This window comes from Streptomyces sp. NPDC012888 (assembly GCF_042900645.1).
GTDB lineage: Bacteria > Actinomycetota > Actinomycetes > Streptomycetales > Streptomycetaceae > Streptomyces.
This window is the reverse complement of sequence record NZ_JBIBBM010000001.1, coordinates 429749-448420: the sequence shown is the minus strand read 5'-3', so window position 1 is coordinate 448420 and position 18672 is coordinate 429749. Positions and strand designations below refer to the sequence as shown.

Here is an 18672-nt window from a genome sequence, read left to right as displayed (position 1 = left end):
CCTACCCCGTGCCTCAGAGCTGGCCGCCGACGTAGACGGTGAGGTCGACGAGGCGGTTGGAGTAGCCCCACTCGTTGTCGTACCAGCCGACGACCTTGACCTGCTTGCCCTGGACCATGGTCAGGGAGGAGTCGAAGGTGCAGGAGGCCGGCCAGTTCACGATGTCGGAGGAGACGATCGGGTCCTCGGTGTAGTCGAGGATGCCCTTCAGCTGACCCTCGGCGGCCTTCTGGAACGCCGCGTTGATCTCGTCCTTGGTGACCTCGCGGTCGAGTTCGAGGACGAGGTCGGTGACCGAGCCGGTCGGGACCGGGACGCGCATCGCGATGCCGTCCAGCTTGCCCTTGAGCTGCGGCAGGACCAGCGCGGTGGCCTTCGCGGCACCGGTGGAGGTCGGGATGATGTTCTCGGCGGCGGCGCGGGCGCGGCGCAGGTCCGAGTGCGGGAAGTCCAGGATCCGCTGGTCGTTGGTGTAGGCGTGGACCGTGGTCATCATGCCCTTGACGATGCCGAAGTTCTCGTCGAGGACCTTGGCCATGGGCGCCACGCAGTTGGTGGTGCAGGAGGCGTTGGAGACGACGTGGTGGTTGGCGGCGTCGTACTTGTCCTGGTTGACACCCATCACGATGGTGATGTCCTCGTCCTTGGCCGGGGCCGAGATGAGGACCTTCTTCGCGCCGGCCGCGATGTGCTTGGCGGCGTCGGCCTTCTTCGTGAAGATGCCGGTCGACTCGATGACGATGTCGGCGCCCAGCTCGCCCCAGGGCAGGTTCGCGGGGTCGCGCTCGGCGAAGGTCTTGAAGGTGTTGCCACCGACGGTGATCGTGTCGTCGGTGTGGCTGACCTCCGCCTTGAGGCGGCCGAGGATGCTGTCGTACTTGAGCAGGTGCACCAGGGTGGCGTTGTCCGTCAGGTCGTTGACACCCACGACCTGGATGTCCGCCCCCTGCTCCAGGAGAGCACGGAAGTAGTTGCGCCCGATACGGCCGAAGCCGTTGATGCCTACGCGGATCGTCACGAACCGATCTCCTCGTATGTGCGCCGGCCTGTCCGCCGGCGATCTGTATGGGATGTCCCCGACCGCTTACGACCCTACCTCTCTGCGGGCCTTGGAGTGACATCGTCTGCGGAGGGACACGCGCCGGTGGCCCATACCAATTCGAGCGGTACGGGCCACCGGGGACCTGGGTCCCGGTCACTGAGAGTCAGCGTGAAAGGGACCGCAACGCCTTACCGATCAGTACCGCTCGGTCTGCCGGGGCAGGCAGGTGTTCCAGCCCGAATCCGAGGAGGACCGTGTCACGCGTTGTGACCGCGGCGAACGACTTGAAGAGCTCGCCGGTACGAGACCAATCCCCCGGAACTTCGGGACTTCCGGCCGGTGCGCCCTGTGCGGTCCAGGCGCCGAGGGAGGTCTCGAAGCCCTCCGCCGGCTGGTCGGTGCCCCCGGTGGACAGCCGCGCCTCGTCCATGAAGACGCCGCGGCCGCCGGATCCGGGGTCGGTGATGTAGGCCAGGGACAGTTCGACCTTCTTGCCGGCGTAGGCGCTCAGGTCGAACGAGACCTGCTTCCATCCGCCGGAGGAGCCGGTGAAGCTGTTCCAGGTCCCGCTGGTGCCGGCCGGAGTGCAGCCGCCGGCCTCCAGGGTCAGGTAGCGGCGCAGGAAGGGGTGGCCGTTGACGAAGAACCCGGCCCCGCACTCCTCCGGCACCGTGGTGGAGCTCTGTCCGCCGGCCTCGGGGAGGGTGGTCCAGTCGTCGCCGCCCGCGGTGCGGGCCTCCAGTACGGCGTGGTCGTAGCCCGGTTCGGTGTTCCAGTGCAGCGCCATCTTCAGGGCGGGCCGGTCGGCGGCGGTGACGCCGGTGAGGTCGACCTCGCGGACGAGCCGCTTCCAGTCGTCGTCGTCATGGGTGGCCGAGGCCATCCACGCGCCCGCGACGGGGGCGTAGGGGTTGACGACCCCGGCGTACTGGCCCGCCTGCGCGCTCTTGAACTGCGGGAAGCGGTCCGCGGGCAGGCTGTCGGAGGTCACCGTGTAGGAACCCGGGGCGTTCAGCGGGTTGTCGGCCGCGTCGCCGAGGCCGCCGCCGGCCCCGGCGAGGGCTCCGGCGCCGGTGAACCCGGTGGCGCCGCGGACGCCGGTACGGCCGTACGCGCCCAGCCAGTACTGGCTGAAGTCGTTGGTGACGGCGGGGCCGACCTGGGCGCTGCCGCCGGCCAGTTCGCCGGCCTCGATCAGCTTGCCGCCCTCGTTGAGGTAGTCGCGGACGGCGAGCTGGGTCGGCCCGCCGGGTGCCTGGGCGCCCGTGTAGTGGACGGCGGTGCGGAAGTGCGAGAGCACTCCGAGCCGGTGCGGGGCGCCCTGTACGGCGACGTCCCAGACGGCGGCGGACCTGCCGTTGGCGCGCAGGGCGTCGACGTACGCCTGGGCGTGCCGGGCCTTGGCGCCCTCCTCGGCGATCACCAGGACGTCGGCGCGGGGGCGCGGTGCGACGGTGTAGGTGAAGTGCTCGCTGGAGACCTTCTTGCCGGTGGCGCGGTCGCGCCCGGTGAACCAGACCTCGACCGTGTCACCGGGACGGGCGCCCTCGACCTCGGCGCGGTACTCGTCGAACCAGAGGTTGTCCTTGCCGCCGTAGCGCTCGCCGCCCTTCCAGGGCTTCAGGTCCTCGTCGTGCGTGCGGCCGCCGTTGATCCGGTAGTTGAGTTCCTTGTCGCGCAGCGACTTGCGTGCGGTGACGGCGATCTCCTGGTCCTGGCCGCGGGCGGCCCAGGAGGTGGCGAACGCGTCGGGGGTGAAGTCGGAGGCGGTCAGGCCCACGGCGGAGCTGGGCCGGTCCGGGTGGCCGGCGGTCTCGGCGACGGAGAGCGCGAAGGGGATGTTCTTGGCGAACTCGTCCTGGATCAGCTTCTCGTCGTCGGGGAAGTTGAAGCCGGAGGCGCAGTCCTCGGGCTTCCAGGCGTCGTTCGGGTCCAGGCCGGAGGCGGTCTGGCAGGTGGTCATCTCCGGCGTGAACATCATCATGCCGTTGACGTTGGCGGCGTGGCCGTCGGCCTCGCCGTTGGTGGTGTACAGCTCGGAGGAGACCTGCGGGTGGTAGCCGGGCACGGCCGGGTTCTCCGGGGTGCCGGCGAGCGCCTTGTAGAGCACGTCGTCGGGGGTCGGGGTGGCGACCTGCCAGCCGACGCCGTAAAGGATCAGTTCGGCGGCGGAGTGGTAGTTGATGCCGTACTCGAAGCCGATCCGCTTCTGGAAGCGGTCCAGGGCGACGGTCTCCGGCTCGGAGTTCGGGCCGCTGCCGCGGTAGGTCTCGCTGGCCTGGTTCGGCGAGGAACCCTCGTTGTCGTAGCCCCACTTGTAGGCGAAGTTCCGGTTGAGGTCGACGCCGTCGACGGCGGTGTGCTTGCCGTCCCCGTCGTTGTCGCGCATGTTCTTGCGCCAGAGCCGCTCGCCGTCGGGGGCGTGGGTGTAGTCGTACCCGTCGGGGTTGGCGGAGATCAGGAACCACAGCTCGGTGGTGTCGACGAGCTTCGTGATCCGCTGGTCCTTGCCGTAGCCGTCCAGGTAGTGGTGGAGCAGCCGGCGGGTCATCTCCGGGGTGATCCACTCGCGGGCGTGCTGGTTGGACATGTACAGCACGGCCGGCCGGGAGCCGTCCTTGGCGCGGCGGGCGTCCTTGGTGACCTTGACGGCGAGGATGTCCTTGCCCTGCACGGTCTTGCCGATGGAGACCACCTTGGCGAGGCCGGGTTTGGCCTGGCCGGTCCGGACGATCTCCTCGGCGATGCCGCCCTTGCCGCTGTACGGGCGGAAGACGCCGTCGCCGGCGGCCTTGCCGCGGGCGGCGGCCCGGTCCGGGACCTTCCGCTCGGCGAGCTTGACGCCCTGGGCGCCGAGGGCCTTGGCCTGGGTCCCGGTGAGGAAGAGCTCGACCCGGGCGGTGCCCTTCTCGGGGGCGCGCTCGGAGAGCTCGTGGCCGTCCTGGCCGGCGGCCAGGACGAGCGGGACTTGCTCCTTGGTGATGTCGGCGTCGTAGACCCGTACCTCGTCGCCGGCGGGGCCGGGGCCGGTGCCGGGGCGGGCCTGTGCGGTCACGGGTACGGCGGCGAGTGTGCCGAGGACGAGTGCGGTGGCGGCGAGGATCGATCTCGCGCGGTGCCTCATGTGCCCCCCTGGGCGTCGTCTGTCGCGAAAAGCAATCGGACGACAGGCTCACGACCGTCCATGCGCATGTCAATGGGGCGTGCCGCCCCACGCCCGTGTTCCCCCCGTCCGGCTGTAGCCCCCCTCAAGCACTCCCCCGCCTCCGCGGCCGCCCGACGCCCCCCGTGTGGGCAGTCGTGCCAACGGCCACCGCCTGGCGGCGGTGGCCGTTGGGGGACGCTTCGCGGCCGCTGCGGGCCGTCGTTCCGGTGTGCCCACCCTCCCCCGGACTCCGTCCGGGAGGACCCCCATCCGCCCCAGCGGAACGACTGCCCACACCGGGGTGGGGCGGCGGCGCGGTCAGCCGGCCAGGTTGTCGGCCAGCTCTTCCGTGAGGTTGGACTCCGTCCCCGGGATCCCGAGGTCCTGCGCCCGCTTGTCCGCCATCGCCAGCAGCCGCCGGATCCGCCCGGCCACCGCGTCCTTGGTCAGCGGCGGGTCCGCCAGCGCCCCCAGCTCCTCCAGGGAGGCCTGCTTGTGCTCCATCCGCAGCCGGCCCGCCGCGGCGAGGTGCTCGGGGACCTCCTCGCCGAGGATCTCCAGGGCGCGCTGGACCCGGGCCCCGGCGGCCACCGCGGCCCGGGCCGAGCGGCGCAGGTTGGCGTCGTCGAAGTTGGCCAGGCGGTTGGCGGTGGCGCGGACCTCGCGCCGCATCCGCCGCTCCTCCCAGGCCAGCACCGACTCGTGCGCGCCGAGCCGGGTCAGCAGCGCGCCGATGGCGTCGCCGTCGCGCACGACCACCCGGTCGACCCCGCGGACCTCCCGCGCCTTCGCCGCGATGGACAGCCTGCGGGCGGCACCCACCAGGGCCAGGGCTGCCTCGGGGCCCGGGCAGGTGACCTCCAGCGAGGAGGACCTGCCGGGCTCCGTGAGCGAGCCGTGGGCCAGGAAGGCACCGCGCCAGGCCGCCTCGGCGTCACAGGTGGCCCCTGAGACGACCTGCGGGGGAAGGCCCCGGATCGGACGGCCGCGGCCGTCCACGAGGCCGGTCTGGCGGGCCAGCTGGTCACCGCCGGCGACGACCCGCACGACGTAGCGGCTGCCGCGCCGCAGACCGCCGGGCGCCATCACCACGAGGTCCGAGGAGTGGCCGAAGATCTCCAGGATGTCCTTGCGCAGCCGCCGGGCCGCGATCCCGGTGTCCAGCTCCGCCTCGATGACGATCCGCCCGCTCACCAGGTGGAGCCCCCCAGCGAACCGAAGAATCGCCGAGACCTCCGCCTTCCTGCAGCAGGTCCTGGTGACGGGGAGCCGGGAGATCTCATCCTTCACCGCAGGCGTCATCGCCATGGGCCGATCCTTCCATGCATCCGAAAAATACGGTCGTACGCGGCGGCCAACAGCTCCGGGTCGTGCTTCGGAGAGCCGTCTTCCCTGGCCACCGGCGCCAGCTCGACCGCGGCACCGAAGCGTTTTGCGGCATCGGCGAGGGACTCGCGGTCGGGCACGGCGGCCTCGTCGGCCAGCACCACGTCCAGGGCGAGTTTAGGGGCGTGTCGGGCCAAAACCTCCAAATGACGCTGCGGAGAGAAGCCCTCTGTTTCACCGGGCTGCGGCGCGAGGTTCAGCGAGAGCACCCGCCGGGCCTTGGTCTGCGTCAGCGCGTCGAGGAGCTCCGGCACGAGCAGGTGCGGGATCACCGAGGAGAACCAGGAGCCGGGGCCGAGCACCACCCAGTCGGCGTCCAGCACCGCCTCCACGGCCTCCGGCACGGCCGGCGGGTCGGCGGGCACCACGTGCACCGACTGCACCTCGCCGGGGGTCAGGGCCACGGTCGCCTGCCCGCGCACGGTGTCCACGTCGTCCGGGCGCGCCGGGTCGTGGCCGCGAACCAGAGCCTGGAGCTCCAGCGGGACCGCCGACATCGGCAGGACCCGTCCGTGCGCGCCGAGCAGCCTGCCGACCAGGTCCAGGGCCTGGACGGGGTCGCCGAGCTGTTCCCACAGCGCGACGATCAGCAGGTTGCCGACGGCGTGGCCGTGCAGGTCGCCGTGGGACTCGAAGCGGTGCCGGATGACCCGGGCCCAGGTCTGCCCCCAGTCGTCGTCCCCGCACAGGGCGGCGAGCGCCTTGCGGAGGTCGCCGGGGGGCAGTACGCCGAGCTCCTCGCGGAGGCGGCCGCTGGAGCCGCCGTCGTCGGCGACGGTGACCACGGCCGTCAGATCGCCGGTGATCCGCCGCAGCGCGGCCAGCGAGGCCGACAGGCCCATGCCGCCGCCGAGGGCGACCACCTTGGGCTGGGCGCCGCGGCGCCAGGCGCCACGGGCCGTGTCGTCACGGCCCGTGGTCACCCGGCGCAGGCGGCGCAGCCTCAGGCTCCGTCCGGTCACTCGCGCCCCATGTCCCGGTGGACGACGACGGTCTCGACTCCCTCGGAGGCGAGGCGGGCGGCGAGCTTCTCGGACATGGCCACGCTGCGGTGCTTGCCGCCGGTGCAGCCGACGGCGATGGTCACGTACCGCTTGCCCTCGCGGCGGTAGCCGGTGGCGATCAGCTGGAGCAGCTCGGCGTAGCGGTCCAGGAACTCCTTGGAGCCGGGCTGGTTGAAGACGTACTCCGACACCTCGGCGTTGAGGCCGGTGTAGGGGCGCAGCTCCGGCACCCAGTGCGGGTTGGGGATGAAGCGGCAGTCCACGACCAGGTCGGCGTCGACGGGGAGGCCGTACTTGTAGCCGAAGGACATGACGGTGGCCCGCAGCTCGGGCTCCTCGTCGCCGGCGAACTGGGCGTCCATCTTGGCGCGCAGCTCGTGCACGTTCAGGCTGGACGTGTCGATCACCAGGTCGGCGTCGCCGCGCAGCTCGCGCAGCAGGTCCCGCTCGGCGGCGATGCCGTCGGTGATCCGGCCGTCGCCCTGCAGCGGGTGCGGGCGGCGGACGGACTCGAAGCGGCGGACCAGGGCGTCGTCGGAGGACTCCAGGAAGACGGTGCGCCGGGTGACGCCGCGGCTGTCGAGGTCGGCGAGGGACTCGCGCAGGGCGTCGAAGAACTGGCGGCCGCGGACGTCGACGACGACGGCGATGCGGGCCACGTTGCCCTGCGAGCGGGCGCCCAGCTCGACCATGGTCGGGATGAGGGCCGGCGGCAGGTTGTCCACGACGAACCAGCCGAGGTCCTCCAGGCACTTCGCTGCCGTACTGCGGCCCGCTCCGGACATCCCGGAGATGATCACCAGCTCGGGAATGGCCGCCTCGGCGGCCTCGCCGGGCTCCACTGTCGTGCCCGTACTCACCTTTGCTCCGTCTCCGTCGTGCGTGGTCATGTCTCGGCTCCCCGTTCGGACGAGGTCCCCGCGGGCGCGGGGCTCTCGTCCTCAATGATCTCTCCTGTCGCCGTGTTGACGGCAGGACCCGCGGGAGTGGCGGCGGCGAGGGCCGCGGCCACGGTCTCGGCCGTCTTCCGGCCTATCCCCGGCACCTCGCAGATCTGGTCGATTGTGGCCTGTCTCAGCTTCTTCACCGAACCGAAGTGCTTGATCAGGGCCTGTCTGCGGGTCTCGCCGAGGCCCGGCACCTCGTCCAGCGGGCCGGTCCTCAGGCGCTTGCCGCGCTTGTTGCGCTGGTACTGGATGGCGAACCTGTGCGCTTCGTCACGGACGCGCTGGAGCAGGTACAGCCCCTCGCTGGTGCGGGGCAGCACCACGGGGTCGTCCTCCTCGGGCAGCCAGACCTCCTCCAGCCGCTTGGCGAGACCGCACACGGCGACGTCGTCGATGCCGAGCTCGGTCAGGGCCCGCTGGGCGGCGGCGACCTGCGGCCGGCCGCCGTCGACCACGACGAGCTGGGGCGGGTACGCGAACCGCTTGGGGCGGCCGTCGTCCTCGGCGAGGGCCTCCTCCCCGTCCTCCGGGCTCCACTCGCCCGTCTTCAGCTTCTCCTGGAGGTAGCGCCGGAACCGGCGGGAGACCACCTCGTGCATGGACCGCACGTCGTCCTGGCCGGCGAAGGACTTGATCTGGAAGCGGCGGTACTCGCTCTTGCGCGCCAGCCCGTCCTCGAAGACGACCATCGACGCGACGACGTCGTCACCCTGGAGGTGGGAGATGTCGAAGCACTCGATGCGCAGCGGGGCGCCGTCGAGGCCGAGCGCCTCGGCGATCTCCTCCAGGGCGCGGGAGCGGGTGGTGAGGTCGCTGGCGCGTCTGGTCTTGTGCAGGACGAGGGACTGCTGGGCGTTCCGGTGGACGGTCTCCATCAGCGCCTTCTTGTCGCCGCGCTGCGGGATGCGGAGGCTGACCTGGGAGCCGCGGCGCGCGGCGAGCCAGTCGGAGAGGGCCGGCGCGTCCTCGGGCAGGGCCGGTACGAGCACTTCCTTGGGTACGCTCTCGCCGCTCTCCTCGCCGTACAGCTGCTGGAGGGCGTGCTCGACCAGGCCGGCGGTGTCGACGGCCTCGACCTTGTCGGTGACCCAGCCGCGCTGGCCGCGGACCCGGCCGCCGCGGACGTGGAAGATCTGCACGGCGGCTTCCAGCTCGTCCTCGGCGACGGCGATGAGGTCGGCGTCGGTGGCGTCCGCGAGGACCACCGCGTTCTTCTCCATGGCGCGGCGCAGCGCCCCTATGTCGTCGCGCAGCCGGGCGGCCTTCTCGTACTCCATCTCCTCGGCCGCCTCGTGCATGCGCTTCTCCAGTCGGGAGAGGTACGCCCCGGTCCGGCCGGCCATGAAGTCGCAGAACTCCTCGGCGAGTTCGCGGTGTTCCTCGGGGGTGACCCGGCCCACGCAGGGGGCCGAGCACTTGCCGATGTAGCCGAGCAGGCAGGGGCGCCCGATCTGGGCGGACCGCTTGAACACCCCGGCGGAGCAGGTCCGGACCGGGAACACGCGGAGCATCAGGTCGACGGTCTCGCGGATGGCCCAGGCGTGGGCGTACGGCCCGAAGTACCGGACGCCCTTCTTCTTGGGACCGCGCATGACCTGGACCCGGGGGTACTCCTCGCCCAGCGTCACGGCGAGGGACGGATAGCTCTTGTCGTCCCGGTACTTCACGTTGAAGCGGGGGTCGTACTCCTTGATCCAGGAGTACTCCAGCTGGAGCGCCTCGACCTCGGTGGAGACGACGGTCCACTCGACGGAGGCGGCGGTGGTGACCATGGTGGCGGTGCGGGGGTGGAGTCCGGCCACGTCCTGGAAGTAGTTGGCCAGGCGCTGGCGCAGGCTCTTGGCCTTCCCGACGTAGATCACCCGGCGGTGTTCGTCGCGGAAGCGGTAGACGCCCGGGGAGTCGGGGACCTGGCCCGGCTGAGGACGGTAGCTGGAAGGGTCGGCCATGCCGCCCACCCTACTGTCGCCCACCGACAACCAACCCCACCCCCGCCCCGCCCGGGCTCCGGCCGGGCCGCACCATCCAGCCCGAGCGGCGATTGAGCGGGACCCGGCGCAGCCACAGCCGCGCAGCCAACGCTCCGCCCGAGCACACGGGGCTCCGCCCCATACCCCGCTCCTCAAACGCCGGAGGGGCTGGAAGTGCCCCCGGAACCGGCCCGCAGGACCACACCACGCCGCGCCACACCCAGCCCGAGCGGCGATTGAGCGGGCCAGACCGGAGCCCCGGGGGCACGTGGCGGAGCCGAGCCGCACCATCCAGCCCGAGCGGCGATTGAGCGGGACCCGGCGCAGCCAAAGCCGCGCAGCCAACGCTCCGCCCGTACGCCGGAGGGGCTGGTTGGGCCCCGCCCGGTAGCGGGCCGCAGGGCCGATCAAGCCCGAGCGGCGCGCGGGCGGGGCCCGGTGGGGGTCAGGTTCGGCGGCGGCGGTGGACGGTGAGGGTCAGGGCGGCGGTGGCGAGGGCGGCGGCGGCGGTGGCGGTGGTGGTCGCGGCTACCGCCGGGGTCGACGAGGGCGGTGGTGGCGGGGCGGTGTAGCCGCCGGCCTTGCCGGAGCGGGCGTACGCGGAGCCCGGCAGCTTGTCGGCGTAGGCCCGGGCCACCCGGGCCCGGTACGCCGCGAGCGTGGTACCGCCGCCGCCCACCGCGCGCACGGCGTCCTCGTCCAGCGGCAGCACCCGCTCGCCCCCGGCCACCCACCACGCGTCGATCTGCGGTTCCCGGAACACCGTCCCGCCTGGCAGCCGCTCGGCGCCCAGCCGGGCGTACCGGAACTCGTCGTCGCCGGTGGCGATGTTCACGACCTGCCAGCCGCCGCCGGTCTTCGCCGTCCACAGCGCGGCCTGCTGCCCGTCGGCGGACACCGCCCTGCTGGCGAGGAACTCCAGCCGGGCCACCGGTGCGCCCGCCCGGCCGGCGACGAACTCCGGGGAGAGGTAGTGCACGGGTACGGCCTCCCCCTCGATCCGCGGCGCGGCGGCGGAGGCCGCGACCCGGCCCTCCCGGGCGAAGAACCGGGACAGGGTGGCGATGGTGTCGGGGGCCGCGGCGGCCCGCCCGGCGGCCGCGGTGGCCTCCGCCGTGACGGCCTGCGCCGGCGCCTGCGGCCGCGGCTCCGGTTGCGGGACGGGCGCCGCGGCGGCCGGGGCGGCGACGAGCAGGGCGGTGGCCGCGGTGAGGGCGCCGGTGACGGCGGCTGCGCGGAGGCTCATGGCGGTCACGCCCCGATCCGGTAGAGCGAGTGGGTCCAGGAGAACGTGCCGTTGTCCACGTACCAGGCGTGCGACGCCCAGTTGTACCGGTCGCTGGACGGCCACGGATCGCCCCAGTACACCCAGCTGTTCGCCGTGTCGTAGCCGTAGACCACGTGCATGTGGCCGCCACCGCCGGACCACTGGATCCGCGTCTCGACCGGCCGGTTCGCGTTGATCTCGGTCTGCACGGTGGAGTACCGCAGCCATCCGGTCACGTACGAGCCGGGGTTGATCCCGGCCCAGTCCAGGCCGTTCTGGACGTTGCCGAGGGTGGCCTGGTTGTTGGGGCACTCGGTGCCCTGCTGCCGGTTGAAGGCGGCGTTGCAGAACTGGTTCTGGGTGTGGTTGCGGCCGAACCAGGCCGCGATGGTGTTGCCGCCGGCGGCCCAGCACCAGTTGGACTTCTGCTGGGCCTGCATCGTGATGTTCAGGCGCTTCGAGGCCAGCGTGCCGTCCGCGCCGGCGTCGGCGGCGGTGGCCGGGCCGGTGGGCAGCACGAGGAGCAGGGTGGTGGCGAGGGCGGCGAGGGGGAGCCGCCCCTTCCTGTTGCGCATCGCGTTCCTCCCGTGTGGGGACCCCCCGGTGGGGCGGGGGGCGAGTGGGGATCGGAGGAGCGCGTCCGGACGCTGTCCAGGAGCATCAGGGTGTTGTCGCGATCAGGTCAACACGCTTCAATACGCGGTGACATTGCAGTGTGAACGCTGAGGCTGTGGTGTGAACGCCGGCCGTCCCGCCACCTGGGTCCCGGTGGCCACCGGCGCACTCCCCCGCACCGCCCGGCGTGAACGTTCACAAGGAGCCGCCCGTGTCCGACGACCGCGACGAACTCTCCCGGTTACTGCGGACCGGCCCCTTCCACTCGGCGCTGCGCGCGGCGCTCGCCGCCCGCGGGCTGCCCCTGCACCGGGTGCAGCACCGGCTGGCCGCGCGCGGCATCAAGGTCGGCGTCACCAGCCTCAGTTACTGGCAGCAGGGTGCCCGGCGCCCGCAACGCGCCGAGTCCCTGAAGGCCGTACGGGAACTGGAGCGCATCCTCCGGGTGCCGGACGGCTCGCTGGGGCGGCTGCTGGCCCCGCCCGGCGGCACGGCCACCGAGCCGCCGCGCCCGACCGCCCGCCCGTACCGCTCCCTGGTCGGCGTCGGCGCGCTGATGGAGGAGCTGCTGGCCGGGATGGGGCTGCCGGCGGACGGCGGGCTGCACACCCTCGGCCACCACGAGCGCGTCCGCGTCGGCGCCCGCCGCGAGCTGCTGGTGCGGGATTCCGAGCACGTCGTACGGGCCCACCGCGACGGGGTGGACCGCTACCTCGCGATCCACCACGGGGACCCGGGCTGCGACCCGGCGCGGGTCCGGGTGCGGGCCGGGGAGAACTGCCGCACCGGCCGGGTGCGCCGGCACCGGGAGGCCGGCATCGTGGTCGCCGAGCTGCTCTTCGACACGCGGCTGCGCACCGGGGACACGTACGTCTTCGGCTACGGGTTCGAGGACGGGACGGCGGGACCCAGCCGCGAGTACCTGCGCGGCTTCAGCTACGCGGGCGGCCAGTACATGCTCCAGGTGCGGTTCGACGGCGCGGCCATGCCGGTGCGCTGCGTCCGGTTCAGCCGGACCGGGCCGCAGGCCCCGCGGGCCGGGGTGGCGGACCTGACCCCGAACGGCCTGCACCGCAGCGTGCACCTGGTGGAGCAGGGCGTCCGCAGGGGCATCCTCGGCATCGGGTGGGACTGGGAGTGACCCGCGCGCCGGGCCGCAGCGGTCGTGCCGGCCGGGGGCGGTCCGGCTAGCCGGCGATCAGCTTGCCGCCCTCGGCGCGGACGGGGACGGCCGGCAGCGGATCGGTGGCGGGCCCGCGCAGGGCCTTGCCGGTGGTGACGTCGAAGCGGCTGCCGTGGCAGGGGCAGTTGCCCTCGTTCTCGACGATCTTGTCGAGGACGCAGCCGGCGTGGGTGCACTGGGCGCTGAAGGCCTTGTACTGGCCCTCCGCAGGGCAGCTGACCAGCAGTTTCCGCTCCCGGTAGAGCTTGGCCCCGCCCACCGGAACCTCGGCCGCCGCGCCCAGCTCCACCGGGGCGGTGGGGGTGGCAGGGGTGTTGCCGCCGCTGTTCGTCGCGGTGGAGCAGGCGGTGAGGGCGGCGCCGGCACCGGCGGCCCCGGCCAGGGCGGCGGCGCCCTTGAGCACGGTACGGCGGGCTGCGGGCTGCGCGGACATGGTGGTTCTCCCCGGGGCGGGCGGTTCGGGCGGTGTGTGAGCGGTCTACGACGATACCGGCGGCCCGGAGGCGGGCGGCGAGCGGTACCGCAGGCCCGGGGCGGTGGGATACGTTCCGCGTGTGATCGTGGTCGCTGGAGAAGCCCTGATGGACCTGGTGCCGGTGGCGGAGCCACCGGGCGCGTTGCTGCCCAGGCCGGGCGGCGGTCCGTACAACACGGCGCTGGCGCTGGGCCGGCTCGGTGCCGAGGTGGCGTTCTGTTCCAGAATGTCCACCGACGGTTTCGGTGACGCGCTGCTGGCGGGGCTGCGGGCCGCGGGGGTGGACCTGTCGCTGGTGCGGCGGGGGCCGGAGCCGACCGCGCTGGCCGTGCCCTCGCTGCGTCCGGACGGCTCGGCGGTGTACGGCTTCTACGTCGAGGGCACCGCCGACCGGCTGTTCTCGCTGCCCGGGGCGCTGCCGCCCGCGGCGCGGGCGCTGGCCCTGGGCACGTGCTCGCTGGTGCTGGAGCCGGGTGCCACCGCGTACGAGGCGCTGCTGCACCGGGAGGCGGGGCGCGGGATGATCACCCTGCTGGACCCGAACATCCGCCCGGCGCTGATCGGGGATCCGCGGGCGTACCGGTCCCGTTTCCGGTCCTGGCTGCCGTCCGTTTCGGTGCTGAAGCTGTCCGAGGAGGACGCGGAGTGGCTGGGCGGGCGGCCGGAGGACTGGCTGGCCGCCGGGGCCGGGGCGGTGGTGCTGACCCGTGGGGCGGACGGGCTGGCCGTCCGGACCCGCGAGGGCGCCGAGCACACGGTGCCGGCGGTGCGGGTGCCGGTGGCGGACACGATCGGGGCGGGCGACACGGTGAACGCCGCGCTGCTGCACCGGCTGTGCCGCCCGGGCCCGGTGGACTGGCCCGACGCCCTGGCGTACGCGGCCCGCGCTGCCGCGCTCACCTGTACCCGTCCGGGGGCCCAGCCGCCGTTCGCGGCCGAGCTCGCCCCGGCAGGCCCGGCAGGCTCCCCGGTGCTGTCGCGGGCCGGCGACGTCACCGGGGAGCCGGCCGCCTAGGCCTTCCGGGCCCGGGTCGTCTTCTTGGCCGGGGCCTTCGCCGCGACCTTCGACGGCGCCTTGGCCGGGGCCTTGACCGCCGCCTTCTTCTTCGCGGGGGCCGTGCGGGCCGGGGCCGCGTCCGAGACCCGGTCCGCGCCGAGGATGTCCCTCAGGAACTTGCCGGTGTGGCTGGCGCCGACCGCGGCCACCTCCTCGGGGGTGCCCTCGGCCACCACCAGACCGCCGCCGTAACCGCCTTCCGGGCCCATGTCGATGACCCAGTCCGCGGTCTTGATGACGTCCAGGTTGTGCTCGATGACGATCACCGAGTTGCCCTTGTCCACCAGGCCCGACAGCACCTTGATCAGCTTCGAGATGTCCTCGAAGTGCAGACCGGTGGTGGGCTCGTCCAGGACGTAGACCGTACGGCCCGTGGACCGCTTCTGGAGCTCGGAGGCCAGCTTCACGCGCTGCGCCTCACCACCCGACAGGGTCGGCGCGGACTGGCCGAGGCGGACGTACCCCAGGCCGACCTCGGTGAGGGTCCGCAGGTGGCGGGCGATGGTGGGGACGGCCTCGAAGAAGGCGAGGGCCTCCTCGATGGGCATGTCCAGGACCTCGGCGATGGACTTGCCCTTGTAGTGGACCTCCAGGGTCTCCCGGTTGTAGCGGGCCCCGTGGCAGACCTCGCAGGGGACGTACACGTCCGGGAGGAAGTTCATCTCGATCTTGATCGTGCCGTCGCCGGAGCAGTTCTCGCACCGGCCGCCCTTGACGTTGAAGGAGAAGCGGCCGGGCAGGTAACCCCGGACCTTCGCCTCCATCGTCTCCGCGAACAGCTTGCGGACGTGGTCGAAGACGCCCGTGTACGTGGCCGGGTTGGACCGCGGGGTGCGGCCGATCGGCGACTGGTCGACGTGCACCACCTTGTCGACCAGGTCGTCGCCGTCCACCCGGGTGTGCCGGCCGGGCACCGAGCGGGCGCCGTTCAGCTCCCGCGCCAGGTGCGTGTACAGGATGTCGTTGACCAGGGTGGACTTGCCGGAGCCGGAGACGCCGGTCACCGCCGTGAACACGCCCAGCGGGAACGCCACGTCGATGTCCCGGAGGTTGTTCTCCTTCGCACCGCGCACGACCAGCTTCCGCCCGCCGTTCACCGGCCGCCGGACGTCCGGGATGGCGATCGACTTCCTGCCCGCCAGGTACTGGCCGGTCATGGACTCGGTGTTGTCCAGCAGCTCCTCCAGCGAACCGCTGTGAACGATCTTGCCGCCGTGCTCGCCGGCACCGGGGCCGATGTCGACGACCCAGTCGGCCACCTTGATGGTGTCCTCGTCGTGCTCGACCACGATCAGCGTGTTGCCCATGTCCCGCAGCCGGACGAGGGTCTCGATGAGCCGGTGGTTGTCGCGCTGGTGCAGGCCGATCGAGGGCTCGTCCAGCACGTACAGCACGCCGACCAGACCCGAGCCGATCTGCGTGGCCAGCCGGATCCGCTGGGCCTCGCCGCCGGACAGGGTGCCGGCCGCGCGGTTCAGCGACAGGTAGTCCAGGCCCACGTCGACCAGGAACCGCAGCCGTTCGTTGACCTCCTTGAGGACCCGCTCGGCGATCTTCTTGTCGCGGGCGTCCAGCCGGAGCTTGCCGAGGAACTCCGCGCACTCGCTGATCGACATGGCCGAGACCTCGGCGATGGACCGCTCCATCACGGTCACCGCGAGCACGATCGGCTTGAGCCGGGTGCCCTCACAGGTCGGGCACGGCACCTCGCGCATGTAGCCCTCGAAGCGCTCGCGGCTGGAGTCGCTCTCCGCCTCCGAGTGCCGCCGCTTGACGAAGGGCACGGCGCCCTCGAAGGCGGTGGTGTAGGCCCGCTCGCGGCCGTACCGGTTGCGGTAGCGCACCTCGATCTGCGTCTTGTGGCCGTGGAGCAGCGCCTTCTTGGCCCGCTGCGGCAGCCCGGCCCAGGGGATGTCGGTGCGGAAGCCGAGCTCTCCGGCGAGCGCCCCGATCAGCCGCTGGAAGTAGTCCTTGGTGTGGCCCAGCGACCACGGGGAGACCGCGCCCTCGTCGAGGGACTTGTCCGGGTCGGGGACGATCAGCTCCGGGTCGACCTCCATGCGGGTGCCGATGCCGGTGCAGTCGGGGCAGGCACCGAAGGGCGAGTTGAAGGAGAAGGAGCGCGGCTCCAGCTCCTCGAAGGACAGGTCGTCGTACGGGCAGTAGAGGTGCTCGGAGTACATCCGCTCACGCTCGGGGTCGTCCGCGGCCAGGTCGACGAAGTCCAGGATGACCATGCCGCCGGAGAGGCCCAGGGCGGTCTCGACGGAGTCGGTGAGCCGGCGCTTGGCGCTCTCCTTCACCGTGAGGCGGTCGACGACCACCTCGATGGTGTGCTTCTCCTGCTTCTTCAGGACGGGGGGCTCGGAGAGCTGCACGGTCTGGCCGTCCACCCGGGCGCGGCTGTAGCCCTTGGTCTGGAGGTCGGCGAACAGGTCGACGAACTCGCCCTTGCGCTCGCGCACCAGCGGCGAGAGCACCTGGAAGCGGCTGCCCTCGGGCAGGGCGAGGACCTTGTCGACGATCGCCTGCGGCGACTGCCGGGAGATCGGGCGCCGGCACTCGGGGCAGTGCGGCTTGCCGATGCGGGCGAAGAGCAGGCGGAGGTAGTCGTAGACCTCGGTGATGGTGCCGACGGTGGAGCGCGGGTTGCGCGAGGTCGACTTCTGGTCGATCGACACGGCCGGGGACAGGCCCTCGATGAAGTCGACGTCCGGCTTGTCCATCTGGCCGAGGAACTGGCGGGCGTAGGAGGACAGGGACTCCACGTAGCGCCGCTGGCCCTCGGCGAAGATCGTGTCGAAGGCCAGGGAGGACTTGCCCGAACCGGAGAGGCCGGTGAAGACGATGAGGGAGTCGCGGGGCAGGTCGAGCGAGACGTTCTTCAGGTTGTGCTCGCGAGCGCCACGGACGATGAGACGGTCGGTCACGCCGGTCCGCACCTTTCTAGAGAGAGCGTCCCAGCGTAGGGGGGCGCCACGGAGTCGTTTCTGGCCTTTCGACTATCGAGCGTATAGCACGTGCATTCGATTAACGGCCATCCCTTGTCTCCTTCACCCGAAGGAGTGGCGGCGCTATCGTCGGCCCCATGATCGATCACGTACGTGACCTGGCCTCCCTGCGGGAAGCCACCGACCGACTGCTCACCGCTGTCGCCGCCCTGGACAACGGTGCCCTCGCGGAGCCGTCACGGCTGCCGGGCTGGTCCCGCGGCCATGTCCTGGCCCACCTGGCCCGCAACGCCGACGCGCTCGTCAACGTATTCGAAGGCCGGCCGATGTACGAGAGCGCCGCCGCGCGCGAGTCGGACATCGAGCGCGACTCCGGCCGTCCGTTGCAAGAACAGCTGGCGGACCTGAGGCATTCCGCCGCCGCCTTCGACGCCGTCTGCGAGCGCCCCGCCGACTGGTCCCGCACCGTCGAGCTGCGCAACGGGGTCAAGGACTCCGCGGCCCGGATCCCCTTCCGGCGTCTGGTGGAGGTGGAGCTGCACCACGTCGACCTGGGCATCGGCTACGAGCTGGAGGACCTGCCGGCCGCGTTCACCGCGCGGGAGGTCGAGTTCCTCGCCGACCGCTGGGCCGGCCTGCCCGAGGTGCCGCCCACCGCCCTGGTCGCGTCCGACGGCGGCACCTGGCGCACCGGCTCCGCCGGCGAGCCGCAGGTCACCGTCACCGGCACCGCCGCCCAGCTGCTGGCCTGGCTCTCCGGCCGGGCGGACAAGGGCGCCTCCCTCACCACGTCCGGCGGCCCGCTGCCGGCCCTGCCCCCGCTGTAGCGGACCTAGGATGCGGACATGACGTACAGCGGAGCGGTCAAGGTCGGCGGTCCCGCCGACGTACACGAACTCACGGACCTGATGGTCTCCAAGGTCGCGGTCGGTTCCATGAACAACAACGCGTACCTCCTGCGCTGCCGGGCCACCGACGAGCAGCTGCTGATCGACGCGGCGGCGGAGCCGGCGACGCTGCTGAGCCTGATCGGTGACGACGGCATCGCCTCGGTCGTCACGACCCACCGGCACGGCGACCACTGGGGCGCCCTCGCCGAGGTCGTGGCCGCGACCGGCGCGCGCACGTACGCCGGCCGGTACGACGCCGAGGGCATCCCGGTGCCCACCGACGTCCTGGTGGAGGACGGGGACACCATCAGGGTGGGGCGGGTCGAGCTGACCGCCCGCCACCTGGTCGGCCACACCCCCGGCTCCATCGCCCTCGTCTACGACGACCCGCACGGGCACCCGCACGTGTTCACCGGCGACTGCCTCTTCCCGGGCGGCGTCGGCAACACCTGGGGCGACGAGAAGGCCTTCGCGAGCCTGATCGCCGACGTGGAGGAGAAGATCTTCGGGCGGCTCCCCGACGAGACCTGGGTCTACCCGGGCCACGGCGACGACACCACTCTGGGTGCCGAGCGCCCGCACCTTCCGGAGTGGCGCGAACGCGGCTGGTGACCGGGGGGCGACCGGTGGCCCCGGCTCGCGGTGGCGAGATCCGCGCGGTCACCGGTCAACCCTGGGATACGGTCCACTCCTTCCGGTCGAAGACGACCGTTCCCGCCTCCCGGGCGGGCGTGGAAGGA

The 18672-nt window shown here is 72.4% G+C and carries 14 protein-coding genes; 4 read left to right on the top strand and 10 right to left on the bottom strand.

The annotated features are described in order from the left end of the window. Positions 1-13 precede the first annotated feature (13 nt). The 8 genes from gap to ACFY61_RS01890 all read right to left on the bottom strand — a co-directional run bounded on the left by gap (position 14) and on the right by ACFY61_RS01890 (position 11336). Positions 14-1018, bottom strand: coding sequence for a type I glyceraldehyde-3-phosphate dehydrogenase (gene gap / locus ACFY61_RS01925; protein WP_389465618.1), 1005 nt, complete (start codon positions 1016-1018; stop codon positions 14-16). Positions 1019-1205: 187 nt separating this feature from the next. Continuing rightward, positions 1206-4166, bottom strand: a complete 2961-nt coding sequence (locus ACFY61_RS01920; protein ID WP_389465615.1) for a M14 family zinc carboxypeptidase — start codon at positions 4164-4166, stop codon at positions 1206-1208. A gap of 339 nt (positions 4167-4505) precedes the next feature. Continuing rightward, on the bottom strand, positions 4506-5495 hold the full coding sequence (gene whiA / locus ACFY61_RS01915; protein WP_389465613.1) for a DNA-binding protein WhiA: 990 nt from the start codon (positions 5493-5495) through the stop codon (positions 4506-4508). Further along, positions 5486-6535 carry a uridine diphosphate-N-acetylglucosamine-binding protein YvcK gene (gene yvcK, locus ACFY61_RS01910; protein WP_389465611.1) on the bottom strand — a complete coding sequence of 350 codons (1050 nt, stop codon included), beginning with the start codon at positions 6533-6535 and terminating at the stop codon, positions 5486-5488. The genes whiA and yvcK overlap by 10 nt, the downstream gene beginning before the upstream one ends. Next, positions 6532-7467 (bottom strand): RNase adapter RapZ, encoded by a 936-nt coding sequence (gene rapZ / locus ACFY61_RS01905; RefSeq protein ID WP_389465608.1) that lies wholly within the window; start codon positions 7465-7467, stop codon positions 6532-6534. Before rapZ ends, yvcK begins: the two co-directional genes overlap by 4 nt. Continuing rightward, positions 7464-9473 (bottom strand): excinuclease ABC subunit UvrC, encoded by a 2010-nt coding sequence (uvrC, locus tag ACFY61_RS01900; protein WP_389465605.1) that lies wholly within the window; start codon positions 9471-9473, stop codon positions 7464-7466. Before uvrC ends, rapZ begins: the two co-directional genes overlap by 4 nt. A gap of 466 nt (positions 9474-9939) precedes the next feature. Next, a complete protein-coding gene (locus ACFY61_RS01895; protein WP_389465603.1) occupies positions 9940-10740 on the bottom strand; it encodes a hypothetical protein in 801 nt (266 codons plus the stop codon). A 5-nt stretch (positions 10741-10745) separates the two neighbouring features. Beyond that, complete coding sequence (locus tag ACFY61_RS01890; RefSeq protein ID WP_389465601.1) at positions 10746-11336, bottom strand: papain-like cysteine protease family protein; 591 nt, start codon at positions 11334-11336, stop codon at positions 10746-10748. 251 nt (positions 11337-11587) lie between these two features. Here ACFY61_RS01890 and ACFY61_RS01885 point away from each other — a divergent pair, with 251 nt between their 5' ends. After that, positions 11588-12517 carry a hypothetical protein gene (locus tag ACFY61_RS01885; RefSeq protein ID WP_389465598.1) on the top strand — a complete coding sequence of 310 codons (930 nt, stop codon included), beginning with the start codon at positions 11588-11590 and terminating at the stop codon, positions 12515-12517. A gap of 46 nt (positions 12518-12563) precedes the next feature. Here the strand turns inward: ACFY61_RS01885 and ACFY61_RS01880 are convergent, their stop codons facing one another. Further along, complete coding sequence (locus ACFY61_RS01880) at positions 12564-12992, bottom strand: Rieske (2Fe-2S) protein (protein ID WP_389465595.1); 429 nt, start codon at positions 12990-12992, stop codon at positions 12564-12566. 121 nt (positions 12993-13113) lie between these two features. Here ACFY61_RS01880 and ACFY61_RS01875 point away from each other — a divergent pair, with 121 nt between their 5' ends. Beyond that, positions 13114-14049, top strand: a complete 936-nt coding sequence (locus ACFY61_RS01875; protein WP_389465594.1) for a carbohydrate kinase — start codon at positions 13114-13116, stop codon at positions 14047-14049. Here ACFY61_RS01875 and uvrA read toward each other — a convergent pair. Next, positions 14046-17021: an excinuclease ABC subunit UvrA gene (gene uvrA, locus ACFY61_RS01870; protein ID WP_389465591.1), complete on the bottom strand. Its 2976-nt coding sequence runs from the start codon at positions 17019-17021 to the stop codon at positions 14046-14048. The two genes, ACFY61_RS01875 and uvrA, sit on opposite strands and share 4 nt — an antisense overlap. Positions 17022-17179: 158 nt before the next feature. Between uvrA and ACFY61_RS01865 the strand changes: the two genes are divergently transcribed. Then, on the top strand, positions 17180-17869 hold the full coding sequence (locus ACFY61_RS01865) for a maleylpyruvate isomerase family mycothiol-dependent enzyme (protein ID WP_389465589.1): 690 nt from the start codon (positions 17180-17182) through the stop codon (positions 17867-17869). An 18-nt stretch (positions 17870-17887) separates the two neighbouring features. Beyond that, entirely contained in the window at positions 17888-18544 is a 657-nt protein-coding gene (locus ACFY61_RS01860) for an MBL fold metallo-hydrolase (protein ID WP_389465586.1), read from the top strand. The last annotated feature ends 128 nt before the right edge of the window (positions 18545-18672 follow it).

Bases quoted from the DNA above. Each gene is read 5' to 3' on its own strand.
- ACFY61_RS01920 (WP_389465615.1), bottom strand. From the start codon at position 4,166: ATGAGGCACCGCGCGAGATCGATCCTCGCCGCCACCGCACTCGTCCTC.
- whiA (WP_389465613.1), bottom strand. From the start codon at position 5,495: ATGGCGATGACGCCTGCGGTGAAGGATGAGATCTCCCGGCTCCCCGTC.
- ACFY61_RS01880 (WP_389465595.1), bottom strand. From the start codon at position 12,992: ATGTCCGCGCAGCCCGCAGCCCGCCGTACCGTGCTCAAGGGCGCCGCC.
- rapZ (WP_389465608.1), bottom strand. From the start codon at position 7,467: ATGACCACGCACGACGGAGACGGAGCAAAGGTGAGTACGGGCACGACA.
- ACFY61_RS01860 (WP_389465586.1), top strand. From the start codon at position 17,888: ATGACGTACAGCGGAGCGGTCAAGGTCGGCGGTCCCGCCGACGTACAC.
- ACFY61_RS01865 (WP_389465589.1), top strand. From the start codon at position 17,180: ATGATCGATCACGTACGTGACCTGGCCTCCCTGCGGGAAGCCACCGAC.
- ACFY61_RS01890 (WP_389465601.1), bottom strand. From the start codon at position 11,336: ATGCGCAACAGGAAGGGGCGGCTCCCCCTCGCCGCCCTCGCCACCACC.
- ACFY61_RS01895 (WP_389465603.1), bottom strand. From the start codon at position 10,740: ATGAGCCTCCGCGCAGCCGCCGTCACCGGCGCCCTCACCGCGGCCACC.
- uvrC (WP_389465605.1), bottom strand. From the start codon at position 9,473: ATGGCCGACCCTTCCAGCTACCGTCCTCAGCCGGGCCAGGTCCCCGAC.